General features: G+C 72.7%; 15 protein-coding genes and 1 pseudogene. 6 read left to right on the forward strand and 10 right to left on the reverse strand.

What is annotated here, in order from left to right:
* Window positions 1-38: 38 nt before the first annotated feature.
* Both D9753_RS27615 and D9753_RS27620 read right to left on the reverse strand, forming a co-directional pair.
* A complete protein-coding gene (locus D9753_RS27615) occupies window positions 39-272 on the reverse strand; it encodes a hypothetical protein (RefSeq protein WP_121789468.1) in 234 nt (77 codons plus the stop codon).
* A gap of 127 nt (window positions 273-399) precedes the next feature.
* Window positions 400-1,383 carry a DEDDh family exonuclease gene (locus D9753_RS27620; protein ID WP_121789469.1) on the reverse strand — a complete coding sequence of 328 codons (984 nt, stop codon included), beginning with the start codon at window positions 1,381-1,383 and terminating at the stop codon, window positions 400-402.
* Between the two features lie 630 nt (window positions 1,384-2,013).
* On the opposite strand from D9753_RS27620, the gene D9753_RS27625 reads away from it, so the two are divergent.
* Window positions 2,014-2,724, forward strand: a complete 711-nt coding sequence (locus D9753_RS27625) for a VIT1/CCC1 transporter family protein (protein ID WP_121789470.1) — start codon at window positions 2,014-2,016, stop codon at window positions 2,722-2,724.
* 97 nt (window positions 2,725-2,821) lie between these two features.
* Here the strand turns inward: D9753_RS27625 and D9753_RS38235 are convergent.
* The 3 genes and pseudogenes from D9753_RS38235 to D9753_RS27635 form a co-directional block, all read right to left on the reverse strand.
* Window positions 2,822-2,946, reverse strand: a pseudogene (locus D9753_RS38235) (3-hydroxyacyl-CoA dehydrogenase NAD-binding domain-containing protein); the annotation flags it as partial.
* 138 nt (window positions 2,947-3,084) lie between these two features.
* Window positions 3,085-4,461, reverse strand: coding sequence for a CoA transferase (locus D9753_RS27630; protein ID WP_121789471.1), 1,377 nt, complete (start codon window positions 4,459-4,461; stop codon window positions 3,085-3,087).
* Window positions 4,462-4,532: 71 nt separating this feature from the next.
* Window positions 4,533-6,038 (reverse strand): S8 family serine peptidase, encoded by a 1,506-nt coding sequence (locus tag D9753_RS27635; protein WP_121789472.1) that lies wholly within the window; start codon window positions 6,036-6,038, stop codon window positions 4,533-4,535.
* Between the two features lie 348 nt (window positions 6,039-6,386).
* On the opposite strand from D9753_RS27635, the gene D9753_RS27645 reads away from it, so the two are divergent.
* The 3 genes from D9753_RS27645 (at window position 6,387) to moaA (ending at window position 9,557) form a co-directional block, all read left to right on the forward strand.
* On the forward strand, window positions 6,387-6,743 hold the full coding sequence (locus D9753_RS27645) for a DUF485 domain-containing protein (protein WP_121789474.1): 357 nt from the start codon (window positions 6,387-6,389) through the stop codon (window positions 6,741-6,743).
* Window positions 6,740-8,395 carry a solute symporter family protein gene (locus D9753_RS27650; RefSeq protein WP_121789475.1) on the forward strand — a complete coding sequence of 552 codons (1,656 nt, stop codon included), beginning with the start codon at window positions 6,740-6,742 and terminating at the stop codon, window positions 8,393-8,395. The genes D9753_RS27645 and D9753_RS27650 overlap by 4 nt, the downstream gene beginning before the upstream one ends.
* Window positions 8,396-8,567: 172 nt before the next feature.
* Complete coding sequence (gene moaA / locus D9753_RS27655; RefSeq protein WP_205614279.1) at window positions 8,568-9,557, forward strand: GTP 3',8-cyclase MoaA; 990 nt, start codon at window positions 8,568-8,570, stop codon at window positions 9,555-9,557.
* A 41-nt stretch (window positions 9,558-9,598) separates the two neighbouring features.
* Here moaA and D9753_RS27660 read toward each other — a convergent pair whose 3' ends face one another.
* Window positions 9,599-10,243: an NADPH-dependent F420 reductase gene (locus D9753_RS27660; protein ID WP_121789476.1), complete on the reverse strand. Its 645-nt coding sequence runs from the start codon at window positions 10,241-10,243 to the stop codon at window positions 9,599-9,601.
* 77 nt (window positions 10,244-10,320) lie between these two features.
* Window positions 10,321-11,133, reverse strand: coding sequence for an inositol monophosphatase family protein (locus D9753_RS27665; protein WP_121789477.1), 813 nt, complete (start codon window positions 11,131-11,133; stop codon window positions 10,321-10,323).
* Between the two features lie 119 nt (window positions 11,134-11,252).
* On the opposite strand from D9753_RS27665, the gene D9753_RS27670 reads away from it, so the two are divergent.
* Complete coding sequence (locus tag D9753_RS27670; RefSeq protein WP_121789478.1) at window positions 11,253-12,185, forward strand: LysR family transcriptional regulator; 933 nt, start codon at window positions 11,253-11,255, stop codon at window positions 12,183-12,185.
* Between the two features lie 56 nt (window positions 12,186-12,241).
* Here the strand turns inward: D9753_RS27670 and D9753_RS27675 are convergent, their stop codons facing one another.
* A complete protein-coding gene (locus D9753_RS27675) occupies window positions 12,242-12,478 on the reverse strand; it encodes a hypothetical protein (RefSeq protein ID WP_121789479.1) in 237 nt (78 codons plus the stop codon).
* Between the two features lie 217 nt (window positions 12,479-12,695).
* The gene (locus tag D9753_RS27680; RefSeq protein ID WP_163010807.1) at window positions 12,696-13,064 is read right to left on the reverse strand and encodes a DUF3099 domain-containing protein; all 369 of its coding nucleotides are present in this window, start codon (window positions 13,062-13,064) and stop codon (window positions 12,696-12,698) included.
* A gap of 253 nt (window positions 13,065-13,317) precedes the next feature.
* Here D9753_RS27680 and D9753_RS27685 point away from each other — a divergent pair, with 253 nt between their 5' ends.
* The gene (locus D9753_RS27685; protein WP_121789481.1) at window positions 13,318-13,599 is read left to right on the forward strand and encodes a GlsB/YeaQ/YmgE family stress response membrane protein; all 282 of its coding nucleotides are present in this window, start codon (window positions 13,318-13,320) and stop codon (window positions 13,597-13,599) included.
* Between the two features lie 111 nt (window positions 13,600-13,710).
* On the opposite strand, the gene tyrS is transcribed toward D9753_RS27685, so the two are convergent.
* Window positions 13,711-14,979: a tyrosine--tRNA ligase gene (gene tyrS, locus D9753_RS27690; RefSeq protein WP_121789482.1), complete on the reverse strand. Its 1,269-nt coding sequence runs from the start codon at window positions 14,977-14,979 to the stop codon at window positions 13,711-13,713.
* Window positions 14,980-15,012 lie beyond the last annotated feature (33 nt).

A 15,012-nucleotide genomic window follows, 5' to 3' on the forward strand; every position in this document is an offset into this window, starting at 1 on the left:
ACCTCCGGGCCGCGGGGTGCAATCAGGCGGGTACCGGGTCACACCCGGTCGACGATGCCCGCGTTTCCCTCGGCGCGGGCGCAGTGCGCGCCGCAGAACCAGTGACCCTCGACCTCGACACCCTGGCCGATGATCTGCACGCGGCAGTGCTCGCAGATCGGGGCCATGCGGTGGATCGCGCAGGAGAAGCAGTCGAAGACGTGCACCGCGCCCTGCGCGTGCACCTCGAAGGTCATTCCGTAGTCATTGCCGCAGACTTCGCATGTCGCCATGGGCCACAGGGTGGGCCGTCGCCGATCCGGGGGCGAGCGGGTACCGGGTGAGTCGTGTGGCAATCACCCGTTCGTACGGTGGTCCGCCGGGGCGAGGACCCGCCGGCGGACCCGTCGCCCGGCCGGTTCACCCGTCGGCGGGCTCCACGTCCCCGAGTAGCTGTCCGAACGCGGCTTCGTCCACGACCGGCGTGCCGTACTGCCGGGCCTTGACCGTCTTCGAGGTGCCCGAGTCCGGGTCGTTGGTCACCAGCAGGCTGGTCAGCCGGGAGATGCTGGTGGCGACGTGCAGGCCGGCCTCGACGGCTCGGTCCTCCAGCAGTTCGCGCTCGGTGGACGTGTCACCCGAAAAGGCTACCCGCATGCCCTGTTTGAGGCTTTTGCCCTCTTCGTAGCGGCCCGGGTTGGGATGCGGGCATGCGGGGCGTTTGCGGGAGGGGCGCCAACTGCCGGACGGGTAGCCGCCGTAGCCGCCCGTCGCCTGCCGGGGCACGGACCGGTCCGCCCACTCGGTCAGCGGCCGGCACTCCAGCAGCGGCAGCCGCACGCCGCCCGCCGCCGCGGCCCGCAGGCTGGGCCGGAACGCCTCCGCCAGCACGCGCGCGTCGTCCAGCGCGTGGTGCGCCCGCTGCTGCACCACCCCGAAGTGCGCCGCCAGCGACTCCAGCTTGTGGTTGGGCAGCGGCAGGGCCAGCTCCTTGGAGAGCGCGATGGTGCACAGCCGTTGCCGTACCGGCGCCTCGCGCCGGACGCGCGCGTACTCGCGGGCGATCATCTGCCAGTCGAAGACGGCGTTGTGCGCCACGAGGACCCGGCCGTCCAGGCGGGCGGCGAACTCCTCGGCGATGTCCCCGAACAGCGGTGCGCCCGCGAGCACGTCACTCGTCAGACCGTGTATCCACACCGGCCCCGGATCGCGCTCCGGGTTGACCAGCGTGTACCAGTGGTCCTCGACCTCACCGCGCCAGTCCAGCCGGTACACGGCCGCGGAGATGATGCGGTCGTCGCGGGCCAGACCGGTGGTCTCCACGTCAACCACCGCGTATCCGCGCGGATACGCGGCCGGCCACGGGGTGGGGGAGGACACTGCGGTCGCATGGTCTTCGAGCATGGTCCCTGAGGATACGGGCCATGACTGACAGCGGTCTCCGTCAGGTGCCGGCCGCACCACACGCAGTCGCCCCCGCTCGACCACCGCCCGCACCCGCGCGCCACAACACCGCGCGCACCCCGACAAGTTCGATCCAGGCCCCGGAGGCACTCCGGCACCCCCGACCGGACCCCCGGCCGTCGACGGGTCGTCGGGGGGTCGTTGCGGGGGGTGTTCGCGGGTTGCCGGGGGGGCGTCGGGAGGCGTTGGCGGGTCCGGGCGGCGACCGGCAGGCCGCCCCCGACCGGACCCTCGGGCACCACCCCGCCGCACACCGGCAGCGGCGACACCTGCTCGTATTCCCTCGTCCCGGACGCCGGTCGGGCGCACGCGCGCCCCGGCGCCCCGACGAACTCCCGCACGGGTGCGCCGGGTTCGCGCAGCCGCGGCGAAGGGCCCGGCCCGGCACCGCCCCCGACCGGTCGAACGCCACGCCCGCCGTTCCGGCCGGGCCCCGCCCGGCACCGCCGGACCTCCTCCGCCGGACCTCCTCCGCCGGACCTCCTCCGCCGGACGACGGCCCGGCGAGGACGGGACCGGCAGGAGCGTCGGTACGGCTGCCGCGACCCTGGGGATGGCATCCTCCCTGCTGTGACGGAACCCACCCACGACGAGACCCACGGCGGCGCGCTCGGCTCCCGGCTGAACTGGCTGCGGGCCGCCGTGCTGGGCGCCAATGACGGCATCGTCTCCACGGCGGGACTGGTCGTCGGCGTGGCCGGGGCGACCGGGAGCCGGGCCGCACTGCTGACCGCCGGACTGGCCGGTCTGCTCGCCGGCTCCATGTCCATGGCGGCCGGCGAGTACGTCTCCGTCTCCACCCAGCGCGACTCCGAGATGGCCGCGCTGGCCGTGGAGCGCCGGGAGCTGCGCGAGCAACCGGAGGCCGAACTGGAGGAGCTGACCGAGCTGCTGGAGGGGCGTGGCCTGTCCCGGCAGGTGGCCCGCGAGGCCGCCGAACAGCTCACCGCGCGGGACGCGTTACGGGCCCACGCGCGCGTGGAGCTGGGCATCGACCCCGACGAACTGACCAACCCCTGGCACGCGGCCTGGGCGAGCTTCCTGGCCTTCACCGTGGGCGCCCTGCTGCCCCTGCTGGCCATCGTGCTGCCACCGGCGGGTCAGCGGCTCCCGGTCACCGTGGCCTGCGTACTGGCCGCGCTCGTCCTCACCGGCTGGAGCAGCGCCCGCCTCGGCGCGGCGGACCCGGGGCGCGCGGTGCTGCGCAACGTGGCGGGCGGCGTGCTGGCGATGGGCGTGACGTACGCGGCGGGAAGCCTGCTGGGCGCGGCAGGCGTGTGACGGTCCCCGACCTCTGACGGCGTCCCCGGCTCCTGACAGCGGACCGAACCTCTGACGGCGTCCCCGGCCTCTGACGGCATGCCGGCCCCTGACGGAGGGAGACGTCCTTCAGGAGGACGTCGATGCTCGCGCGGGCGCACGAGTAGGCGATGCCGCGCCCATCATGCCGGCGCCGAGGACGGCGACCTTGCGGACCGGGCGGGGCTCGATGCCGTGACGGCGTCCCCGGCTCCCGACGACGCCCCCGACCCCTGACGGCGCCCCGGGCCTCTGACGGCGTCCCCGGCCCCCGACGGTGCCGATGCCCGTCGACCGGAATCGCGGCGGCGGACCGCGACACCACCGGCGCCGCCCGGGGCCTCACCGCCAGCGGGCGGGGTCCGAGCCCCAAGGCCCCGGGGGCCGGGCCCAATCGGTGGGGCCGCCCGTGAAGGACACGGCCGGCCGGGCGTGCCGCAGCCGGCCCAGGGGGCTGTCGGTCCCGGTCAGCCAGGCCTCCGGGCCCGGGTACGGCGTGCCCTCGGCCGGGGCCGGACCGATGCCGGACGTCAGCCAGTGGGCGGTCCGGGCCAGCGCAAGGCGGACCAGCCGGCTCCCGCCCTCGTACGACTGCTCGGTCAGCGCCCGCAGGACGGCCGCGGCCAGCAGATAGCCGGTGCCGTGGTCCAGGGCCTGCGCGGGCAGCGCACCCGGCTCCCCGGCCGGCCCCTCGGTCACGGCGATGCCGGTGGCGGCCTGCACCAGGCTGTCGAAGCCGCGCCGCCCGCCCCACGGCCCGTACGCGCCCCACGCCGACACCTGCGCCACCACCAGGCCGGGGCGCCGCGCGACCAGCTCCCGCGGGGAGAGCCCGAACCGGTCCAGGGCACCGGGCCGGTACCCGCTCACCACGACGTCGGCCGCGCTCAGCAGATCCTCGAAGGTGTCCCGGCCGGCCGCCAGGTCGAGGACGGCGGACCGTTTCCCGAAGCCCGTGTCGGCGTGCTGGTCCGGGAGTTCGGGCAGCCACGGGGCATCCACGCGCAGCACGTCCGCGCCGAGCAGCGCCAGGGTGCGGGTGGCGACCGGGCCCGCCAGGACCCGGGTCAGGTCCAGCACACGCAGCCCGGCGGCGGGCAGCAGGGGAGCGCCGGCCGGATCGAGCGGGGCAAGTACGCGCGCGGGTGCCGCGTCCAGTTGTTCGCGCTCGACCAGTGGCCGCAGGGCCACCTCCGCGGCCTGCTCGTGCGCCTGCCACTGCGCGGGCGTGCGCAGGGCCACCGCCAGGCCGCCCGCGCCGCAGACCGCCTCCTCCGCCTCCAGGGCCGACAGCGCGGCGAGCCGGGCGGCGGCCTTCTCCGCCGGGGCGTCCCGCGGCAGATCCAGCGCGGTGAGCAGCCGGGCCCGGTGGTGCGGGTAGTTGGCGTGGGTGCGCACCCAGCCGTCGGCCGTCCGCCAGAACCGGGACAGCGGCGAGAAGAGGACCGGCGCCCGTCCGTCGACCCGCAGGTGACGCTCGCTGTGGAAGGCGGCCGCGACCGCGCCGTCGTCGACCCGGACGCCCGGCACCTCGCCTAGTCCGGCCCGGCGGGCCGCCAGCTCCGCGGCGGCCAGCCCGCACGCGCCGACGCACGCCCTGGCCAGTTGCCGTACGGGAAGGCGGGCCGGGAGCACGCCTTCCCGTGCCACGGTGGTGAGCCGTGCGAGCCGGGCGGGATCACCGCCCACCGCGGACCACGCGTACATGATTTCAGTCATGACTGCACTATGCACTATTGACTGAATCAATATATGGAGGGGCTTACCTGAGCGGACCTATCTGTAGGGACCTACCTCGTCACCGCGGCCAGTGCGTCCGCCGTCCCCCAGCCGTAGAAGCCGTTGCGGTTCCTCGTCCCCTCGCACACCGCGTCCACCTTGCCGTCCCCGTCGATGTCGTAGGGGTCCGTGCACGGCGTGGCGTCGGCCTCCGCGTACAGCAGGGCCTTGACGAGGGCCGCGGAGGCGTGCGGATGGGTTGACTTGATCAATGCGGCGACCCCGGCGACATGCGGCGTCGCCATGGACGTCCCCGCCATGTAGCCCCACTTGCCGCCGGGCAGCGGGCCCAGGACGAGGCCGCTGGTCGCCGGGGGCCGCGGTGCCTGGTAGGCCGTCGAGTCGCCACCGGGCGCGGCGATGTCGATCACGCCGAGGCCATAGTTGGAGAAGGACGACTTCAGGCCCTTGGCGCCCGTCGCCGCCACCGTCACGACACCCGGCAACTGGGTCGGTATGTCGTAGCACGCGTGCGGGTCGATCACCCGCTCCGCGGGCGTGCCGTCGTTGGGGGAGACCGGGTCGGTGATCGCGTGGGACGCGAGGTCGTAGCGCTCGTTGCCGGCCGCCGCGACATTGACCGCGCCCTGCTCCTCCGCGTACCGCGAGGCGCGGGCGACGGCGTCCACGAGCGCCCTCTGGTCCGGGTCGGTGGTGCAGTTGAAGTACCACGGGTCGGTGTAATAGCTGTTGTTGGTCACGTCGACGTGGTGTTCGGCCGCCCACACGAAGCCGCAGACCACGGCCTCCGTGTAGAAGTACCCGTCCGGGTTGCCGACCTTGATGCCGGCGACCCGGACGCCCGGTGCCACACCCGTGACGCCCACGCCGTTCTTCGCCGCCGCGATCTCGCCCGCCACGTGCGTACCGTGCGGGCTCTCCGACGCGCTCGGCCGCCAGGCGCCGTCCGTCGTGTCCGGCCTGCCCGACACGCAGTCGGCGGACGCCTCGCGGTCGAAGTTGGGCGCGATGTCCGGGTGGGTGTCGTCGACGCCCGTGTCGATGACGGCGACCGTGACCTTCCGGCTGCCCAGGGTCTTCTCGTGTGCCTTGTCCGCCTTGATGGCCGGCAGGTCCCACTGGAGCGGCTCCAACGGGTCCTGGCCGTCGGCCGCCCGGGCGCCCGCCGCGGCGGCCTCCCCGGCGCCGAGCACCTTCGGTGTGCCGACGTCGGTGGTGGACTGGGCGGGCAGCGGCGCGTTGCGCGTGGCACCCGCCGAGTCCACCCCGGGCACCGTACGGACGGCCTCGGCGAAAGCGGGGTTCGCCGAGTGGACGACGATCACGCCGATCCGGTCGTACGCGATCACGACCGAGCCCCCGGCCTCGGCGATCGCCTTCCGGACGCGGTGCGCGACACCGTGTCCCGGGCCGACGTTGACGACATAGCTGAGCACGGGCCCGTCGGCGGCGGGCGCCGCCGAGGCCGCCGACGGCAGCAGGCCGAGCGAGGCGGTGAGCGACAGCACGACCGGCACGGCGAGCGCGAGCCGGCGTCCGGAACGCAGATGAGCCATGGGATCTCCACATCATCCGGGTACGGAACAGCCCCGAGACACGGATGGTGCTCGGGCAGGTACATGACGGGTGGTGCAGGCCGAAGCTATCTTCCGCGCCCGGTCTCCGGAAGGGCCCGACGCGATGCCGCCCGGAAGCCGCGCACCCGTGCGTCCCCCCGCGCGTGCGCCCGCGGAACGGAACCGGCGTGAACCGCTCCGCGCGCGGCGCCGTGACCGTGATCAGGGGGACCGGCGGGATCGCGGCTCCCCCAAGACACGCAAGCACGGCGCCACGTGACGTCCGGTCACCTGGCGCCTGTCCAGCCGAGTCAGACAACGCGCAGGTCCGTCACCCGAGGAGACTCCGTGGCCACCGAGACACCGCCCCCCGCGACACCGGGGGCCCCACTTCCCTCCACCGAGGAGTTCACCGAGGTGCAGCAGAGCGCGGAGTTCGGTGAACTGCGCCGCGCCCACCGCTCCTTCGCCTTCCCGCTCACCGTCGTTTTCATCACCTGGTACCTGCTCTACGTCCTGCTGTCCAACTACGCGGGCGGCTTCATGGGCACCAGGGTGGCCGGCAACATCAATGTGGCCCTCGTGCTGGGCCTCGCCCAGTTCCTCACCACGTTCCTCATCGCCTGGTGGTACGCGCGGCACGCCGCCACCGAACTCGACCCGCGGGCCGAGGCCATCAAGTCCCGGATGGAGGGCGGCGCATGAGCCCCGCACAGCACACCCTGTCGGCCACCGGCCGGGCATCGCACACCCTGCTGGCCGCCGGCGAGGCGAGCGAGCACCGGACACTGATCGTCACCCTGTTCGCGGTGTTCGTCGCCGCGACCCTCGTCATCACCGTCTGGGCCGGCCGGCAGACCAAGGACGCCGCCGACTTCTACGCCGGCGGACGGCAGTTCACCGGCTTCCAGAACGGACTGGCCGTCTCCGGCGACTACATGTCCGCCGCGTCCTTCCTCGGCATCGCCGGCGCCATCGCCCTGTTCGGCTACGACGGCTTCCTGTACTCCATCGGCTTCCTCGTCGCCTGGCTCGTCGCCCTGCTCCTCGTCGCCGAGCCGCTGCGCAACTCCGGCCGCTACACGATGGGCGACGTCCTGGCCTACCGGATGCGCCAGCGCCCCGTCCGCACGGCCGCCGGCACCTCCACGATCGTCGTGTCGATCTTCTACCTGCTGGCCCAGATGGCGGGCGCCGGCGTCCTGGTCTCGCTGCTGCTGGGCATCACCAGCGACGGCGGCAAGATCGGCATCGTCGCCCTGGTCGGCGTCCTGATGATCGTGTACGTCACCATCGGCGGCATGAAGGGCACCACCTGGGTCCAGATGGTCAAGGCGGTGCTGCTGATCGTCGGCGCCCTGCTGCTGACCTTCCTGGTGCTGCTCAAGTTCCACTTCAACGTCTCGGACCTGCTCGGGAAGGCCGCCGCCAACAGCGGCAAGGGCTCGGCGTTCCTGGAGCCCGGTCTGAAGTACGGCGCCACCGGCACCACCAAGCTGGACTTCCTCTCCCTCGGCATCGCCCTGGTCCTCGGCACCGCCGGCCTGCCGCACATCCTGATCCGCTTCTACACGGTCCCCACGGCCAGGGCCGCCCGTAAGTCGGTCCTCTGGGCGATCGGCCTGATCGGTGTCTTCTACCTGATGACGCTTGCCCTCGGCTTCGGAGCCGCCGCACTGATCGACCCGGACGAGATCACCGGTTCCAACAAGGCGGGCAACACCGCGGCTCCCCTCCTCGCGCTGCACCTGGGCGGCCTCCACTCCGACTGGGGAGCGGTCCTGCTCGCCACCATCTCGGCGGTCGCCTTCGCCACCATCCTCGCGGTCGTCGCGGGCCTGACCCTGGCCTCCTCCTCGTCCTTCGCCCACGACATCTACGCGAACGTCATCAGGAAGGGCCAGGCCACCGAGAAGCAGGAGATCAGCGCGGCCCGCTACGCGACCGTGGGCATCGGCGCCGTCTCCATCCTGCTGGGCGCCCTGGCCCGCGACCTGAACGTGGCCGGCCTGGTGGCCCTCGCCTTCGCGGTCGCCGCCTCCGCCAACCTGCCGACCATCCTCTACAGCCTGTTCTGGAAGCGGTTCACCACCTCGGGCGCCCTGTGGTCGATCTACGGCGGCCTGGTCACGGCGGTCGGCCTGGTGCTGTTCTCGCCGGTGGTCTCCGGCAAGGAGTCCTCGATGTTCCCCGGCGTCGACTTCCACTGGTTCCCGCTGGAGAACCCCGGGATCATCTCCATCCCGGTCGGCTTCCTGCTCGGCGTCGTGGGCACCCTGCTGTCGAAGGAGACCCCGGACGACGGCAAGTACGCGGAGCTGGAGGTGCGGTCCCTGACCGGCACCGGAGCGCACTGAGGTTCGTACGGACGGCCGCGTCGTGGGGGACTGTACGGTCCTACGACGCGGCCGTGCCGTGCCTCGTCGGATCGGGCCGCCCTCGATGTCGGTGGGGTCACGTAGGCTCGCTGGTGAACAGGAGACACGCTGCCGCTTCGCAACGAGTGATCCGGAGAGGGAGGGGGCCCACGTGCTCATCGACACCTACGGCCGGGTGGCCACCGATCTGAGGGTCTCGCTGACCGACCGGTGCAATCTGCGCTGCACCTACTGCATGCCCGAGGAGGGCCTCCAGTGGCTGGCCAAGCCGGACCTGCTCACCGATGACGAGATCGTCCGGCTGATCGGCATCGCGGTCCGCGCGCTCGGCATCGAGGAGGTCCGCTTCACCGGCGGCGAGCCACTGCTGCGCCCGGGCCTGACCGGCATCGTCGAGCGCGTCGCGGCCCTCGCCCCGCGCCCCCGGATGTCCCTCACCACCAACGGCATCGGTCTCAGGCGCACCGCTGCCGCGCTGAAGGCGGCGGGCCTGGACCGGGTCAACGTCTCCCTGGACACCCTCCGTCCGGACGTCTTCAAAACCCTCACCCGCCGCGACCGCCACAAGGACGTGCTGGAGGGACTGGAAGCCGCCCGCGAGGCCGGCCTGACCCCCGTCAAGGTCAACTCGGTCCTGATGCCGGGTCTGAACGACGACGAGGCCCCGGACCTGCTGGCCTGGGCGGTGGAGCACGACTACGAACTGCGCTTCATCGAGCAGATGCCCCTGGACGCCCAGCACGGCTGGAAGCGCGAGGGCATGGTCACCGCCGGGGACATCCTCACCTCCCTGCACACCCGCTTCGACCTCACCCCCGAGGGTGCCCAGGAGCGCGGCTCGGCACCGGCGGAACGCTGGCTGGTGGACGGTGGCCCGCACCGGGTGGGCGTGATCGCCTCGGTCACCCGCCCGTTCTGCGCGGCCTGCGACCGCACCCGCCTCACCGCCGACGGCCAGATACGGACCTGCCTGTTCGCCACCGAGGAGACCGACCTGCGCGCGGCCCTGCGTTCGGGCGCGCCGGATGAGGAGATCGCCCGCCTGTGGCGTCTGGCGATGTGGGGGAAGAAGGCCGGAGCGGGCCTGGACGACCCGTCGTTCGTGCAGCCGGACCGGCCCATGTCCGCGATCGGCGGCTAGGCACGCACCGGTTCCCGCTGCCGGGCGCGGCCCCTATGGGGTCAGCGGGCGAGGGAGACGGCGAAGGGCTCGAGACCGTGCCGCCGCAGGACGTGGGGCACGACCAGGATCATGGCTTCGGTGGCGCGGGCCGTGGTGATGTCCCCGAGGTCCTCGATCCACCCCGGCTGCCAGCCCAGGTCACCGAGCAGGCCGGTGACGGTCGTCTTCGCGGACGCGTCGTCGCCCGAGACGTAGACGGTCGGCGGGGTGGCCAGCATGCCGGGAGCGGTCATGACCATGTACAGCATGGTGTTGAGGGTCTTGACCACACGGGTGTCGGGGAGGGCGGCCTGGAGTCGCTCGGCGAGGCTGCTGCCGGGATAGCACAGGTCGCCGGGCAGGCCGCCGGTGTCGCGGGTGGCGTTGGAGACGTCGACGAGGATCTTCCCGGCGAGTTCGGCGCGCAGGCCGGTGAGGCGGTCCAGGGCGCTGTCGCCGGGCGTCGCGTTGATCACGACATCCGTGGTGCGGGCGGTGGTGCGCTGGTCGGAGAAGGAGACGCGGGGGCCGGTGGTGCCGGTGAGCGCCGGAGTCCGCTCGTCCGGGTCGCGGCGGCCGAGCACGACGTGGTGTCCGGCTGCGGCGAGCTTGCCGGCGAGGTTGGCGCCGACGCGGCCGGCGCCCAGGATGCCGATGCTGGTCATGGGATGATGCTCCTTGTGGTGTCGGGGTGGTGTCGGGCAGGGGAGGAACGGGAGCGGGCAGCAGGTCGCTTCGACGGTCAGGCGATCGGCGACAGGACCTCCAGGGCGGCGGTGTGGACGCCGGGGGCGGCGGCCAGGAAGTCCCGGCCGGCCGTGCTCCAGGGTTCGCCCGCCAGATCGGTGACGGTGCCCCCGGCCTCGGACACCAGCAGGGCACCGGCGACCAGGCCCGAGCGGACGTCGGAGAACTGCCAGAAGGCGTCCATGCGTCCGGCGGCGACGTGGATGAGCTGCATCGTGGCGGGAACGGACACGCGTACGACCAGTCCGCTCGCGAGCATGGCGGTGACCGACTCGCCGATCCGCCGGAAGGTGCGCATGTCCTCGCCGGGCCTGGCCTGACCGGTGCCGGTGAGTGTCGCGCCCAGGTCGGTCTTGGCGGACACCTTCAGGGGCCGGCCGTCCAGGCGGGCGCCGCCGCCGGCGACGGCGGTGTAGGTTTCGCCGGTCAGCGGCAGGTGGACCACGGTGAGCACCGGCTGGTTGTCGCGGACCAGGGTGGCGGTGACGGCCCAGTCCTCCATGGCGTGGACGTGGTTGATGTTGCCCTCGGCGGGGTCGACGACCCACCACTCCCCGGGCGGGAGCGCGCCGCCGGCCAGCTCGTCCTCGGCCCACCGCGATCCGGGCCGGGTCCGCAGCAGCGGCTCCCGCAGCACATCCAGCACCGCGTCGTCGTTGGCGTGGATCTCGTCGACGATCTCGTCCAGGCTCACACCCCGGGCGTGCGGGGTGCGGCGGTCGAGCAGGGTGCGGCCGGCGGTCCGCACCAGGGACGTCACGTCGGCGAGGAGCGTCGTGCCGGCGGCGAAAGGCATGGTGGTGCTCATGGCGGGCTCCTGGGGTTCGGTGACTGCGGGGGGGGGGCTCGTCCCGTGCCCGCACCTCGAAGGTAGGCCGCACGATGATTAACGACAAGTGCATGCTATTCACTCGTAGAGTTACTCTCATGCAACTGGATCTGAATCTGCTCACGGCACTGGACGCATTGCTCGAAGAGGGCAGCGTCGCCGGCGCCGCGGCCCGCCTCCACGTCACCGCACCGGCGATGAGCCGCTCCCTGGGCCGCATCCGCAAGGCCACCGGTGACCAGATCCTGGTCCGCACCGGCCGCAGCATGGTCCCCACCCCGCGCGCGCTGGCCATCCGCTCCCAGGTCCACGCCCTCGTGCAGCAGGCGCACCATCTTCTGTCCGCTCAGCAGGAACTCGACCTGGCGGCCCTGGAGCGGGTGTTCACCGTGCGCTGGCACGACGCCCTGACCACCGCCTGCGGCACGGCCCTCATCACCGCCGTCCACCGCCGGGCCCCCGGCGTCCAGCTACGCCTGCCCGCCGAGTCCGGCACGGACACCCCCGAGCTACGACGGGGGGAGGTCGACCTCGAATCCAGCTCCGCCCGGCCGACGCTCCCCGACATCCGCCACCGCCTCGTCGGCCGCGATCAGCTCGTCGTCGCCGTCCGACCCGGCCACCCGCTCGCCGAGGGTCCGCCGAGCATCGAGCGCTACGCCGCCGCCGAACACCTCACCGTCTCGCGGCGCGGACGCCTGCGCGACCCGGTCGACGACGCCCTGACCGCACGCGGGCGCGAACGCCACGTCGTCGCCACCGGGCCCACCCTCGCCTTCGCGCTGCAACTCGCCCCCGAGACCGACCTGGTGCTCACCCTCCCCGACGCGGTCACCCGCACGGCCCGGGACCGGCTCGGCCTGATCACCCTGCCGCTGCCCTTCCAGATGCCGGCCGTCCCGCTCTACCTGCTGTGGCACCAGCGCCACGACGACGACCGCGCCCACACCTGGCTGCGCGACCTGGCCACCGAGACCGTCCGGGCACTGTTCGAACCCCCGCCCGCCTCGCCCCAGGACCCCACTCCCTGAACCGGACAGCGGCGTCGGGCACACGCGGATCGGTCAGCGGTTCCGTAGGGTCTCGGCTAGCCCGCCACCGACGGCCCGGCGTCCTCGGACGCCTGCCACTGCTCGAGCGTCACCACGTCCTTGAGGAACCCCCGCACCCCGAGGAACTCGGACAGGTGCTCGCGGTGCTCGTCGCAGGCGAGCCACGTCTTGCGGCGCTCCGGGGTGTGGATCTTCGGGTTGTTCCACGCCAGCACCCACACGGCAGCGGTGCGGCAGCCCTTGGCGGAGCAGATCGGGGTCTCGTCACTCACGGGTTCGTCTCACGAAAACGGGGGGGGAACAAGGCGACGCCGAGCAGCCACGGGGGGAGCTGCCCGGCGTCGGTCTGTCGCTCCGACGGGGGATGCGGAGCGCGTACGCAGTATGTCACGCACATCCCGCCGCCCGGCACCGGAACAGCAGGATTGATCTGAGGTTTTCTTGAGCTTGACACACGGCCACATTCCGCTTCCGCGGCGTCCGCCGCGCTCAGGCCGTACCGGGGCGCTCACCGGGCATTCCGGACGGCTCCGCCCGTTCGCCCTCGCTCGGTGGCGGCGGCGTGATCATCGGCCGCACGGGCACGGTGACGAACGTCGACGGAAGCGACGGCGGCCTCTCCCGGCCCGCGTTAGCGATCACCACGGCGATGTAGGGGAGGGCCGCGCCGAGCACGAGCGCGACGATGGCCACGTACCGCTCGACGTTCCACAGGGAGATCGCGAGGATCACGGAGACGGTACGGATCAACATCGAGATCACGTACCGCCGCTGCCGGCCCCGTACGTCCTCGGCGAGTCCCGTCCGGGCCCCGGTGATCCGGAACACCTGGACGTCGTCGCCGTGCTGCTTCCGCATCACATTCCACCATCCGCCCGCATCGGACTTCCCCGGCTTTCGCCGCCGTCCGCACCCGGCGGCGAACCGGAAGGGCACCGGACCGGGGGCACTGTCAACGGTACGCCGCGCCCACGCCGCCCACGAGACCGGGTATCGCGCAACCTGCGCCGATGCAGCCCGCCCCGCGTACGGGGGAACCCGGCATGCGCCGGGCGGCGCACGGCAGCACACTGATCGTAATGCTCACGTCGAGCCGTACGAGGAGGCAGCCATGGGCTGGTTGTGGGCGATCGTCGTGGGGTTCGTGCTGGGCCTCATCGCCAAGGCGGTCATCCCGGGCAAGCAGCACAGCCCCTTGTGGCTGACCACCATCTGCGGCGTGCTCGGCGCCATCGTGGGCAACGCCGTCGCCCGCGCGCTCGGCGTGGCCGAGACCCCCGGCATCGACTGGAGCCGGCACGCCTTCCAGCTTGTGGCCGCGATCATCATCGTCGCCGCGGTGGACGCCCTGTACATGGCGACGCTGGGCAAGCGGAAGCACCAGCGGGCTTGAGCCCCCGGCCGACGCCGCGGACGGGGCACGGGGCGCGCACCGGTGTCCACCATCAGGCGGACGCTCGCACACCCCCCGCGTCCCTCGACGCCGCCGCGCCACTACGGCGTCTCAGGCGCCGGTGACCTCCACCGCGGCCAGGTTCTTCTTGCCCCGCCGCAGCACCAGCCACCGCCCGTGCAGCAGCGCGTCGGTCCCCGGGACGAAGTCCTCGGCGGCGACCTTCACGTTGTTCACGTAGGCCCCGCCCTCCTTCACGGTCCGCCGGGCGGCGGACTTGCTGGCGACGAGACCGACCTCGGCGAACAGGTCGACCACCGCGGCCGGCTCGGCGACCTGGATGTGCGGCACCTCGGACAGCGCCGCGGCCAGCGTCCTCTCGTCCAGCTCCGCCAGCTCGCCCTGGCCGAACAGCGCCTTCGACGCGGCGATCACCGCGGCCGTCTGGCCGGCGCCGTGCACCAGCGTCGTCAGCTCCTCGGCGAGCGCGCGCTGCGCGGCGCGGGCCTGCGGACGCTCCTCGGTCTGCCGCTCCAGCTCCTCGATCTCCGCACGGGAGCGGAAGCTGAAGATGCGCAGGAACTTGGAGACGTCCCGGTCGTCCGCGTTGACCCAGAACTGGTAGAACGCGTACGGCGTGGTCATCTCCGGGTCGAGCCACACCGTGCCGGACTCGGTCTTGCCGAACTTGGTGCCGTCCGCCTTGGTGATCAGCGGGGTGCCCAGCGCGTGCACCTCGGCGCCCGGCTCGACCCGGTGGATCAGGTCCGTGCCGGAGGTGAGGTTGCCCCACTGGTCGCTGCCGCCGGTCTGGAGCGTGCAGCCGTGCCGCCGGTACAGCTCCAGGAAGTCCATGCCCTGGAGGATCTGGTAGCTGAACTCGGTGTAGCTGATGCCCGCGTCGGAGTTGAGCCGCCGGGAGACGGCCTCCTTGGCGATCATCTTGTTGACCCGGAAGTGCTTGCCGATGTCCCGCAGGAACTCGATGGCCGACATGCCCTGGGTCCAGTCCAGGTTGTTCACCATCACCGCGGCGTTCGGCCCGTCGAAGTGGAGCAGCGGCTCGATCTGGGCGCGCAGCCGCTCCACCCAGCCGGCCACGACCTCCGGCGCGTTCAGCGTGCGCTCGGCCGTGGGCTTGGGGTCACCGATGAGCCCGGTGGCGCCGCCGACCAGCGCCAGCGGACGGTTCCCCGCCTCCTGGATGCGGCGCATCGTGAGGATCTGCACGAGGTTGCCGAGGTGGAGGCTGGGCGCGGTCGGGTCGAAGCCGCAATAGAACGTGACGGGACCGTCCGCGAACGCCTTGCGCAGTGCGTCCTCGTCGGTGGAGAGGGCGATGAGCCCCCGCCACTTCAGTTCGTCGACGATGTCCGTCACGGTTCTCGTGTCTCCTCGAAGATGTCGGGGCGG

The organism is Streptomyces dangxiongensis (assembly GCF_003675325.1).
In the GTDB taxonomy this organism is placed as follows: Bacteria; Actinomycetota; Actinomycetes; order Streptomycetales; family Streptomycetaceae; genus Streptomyces; species Streptomyces dangxiongensis.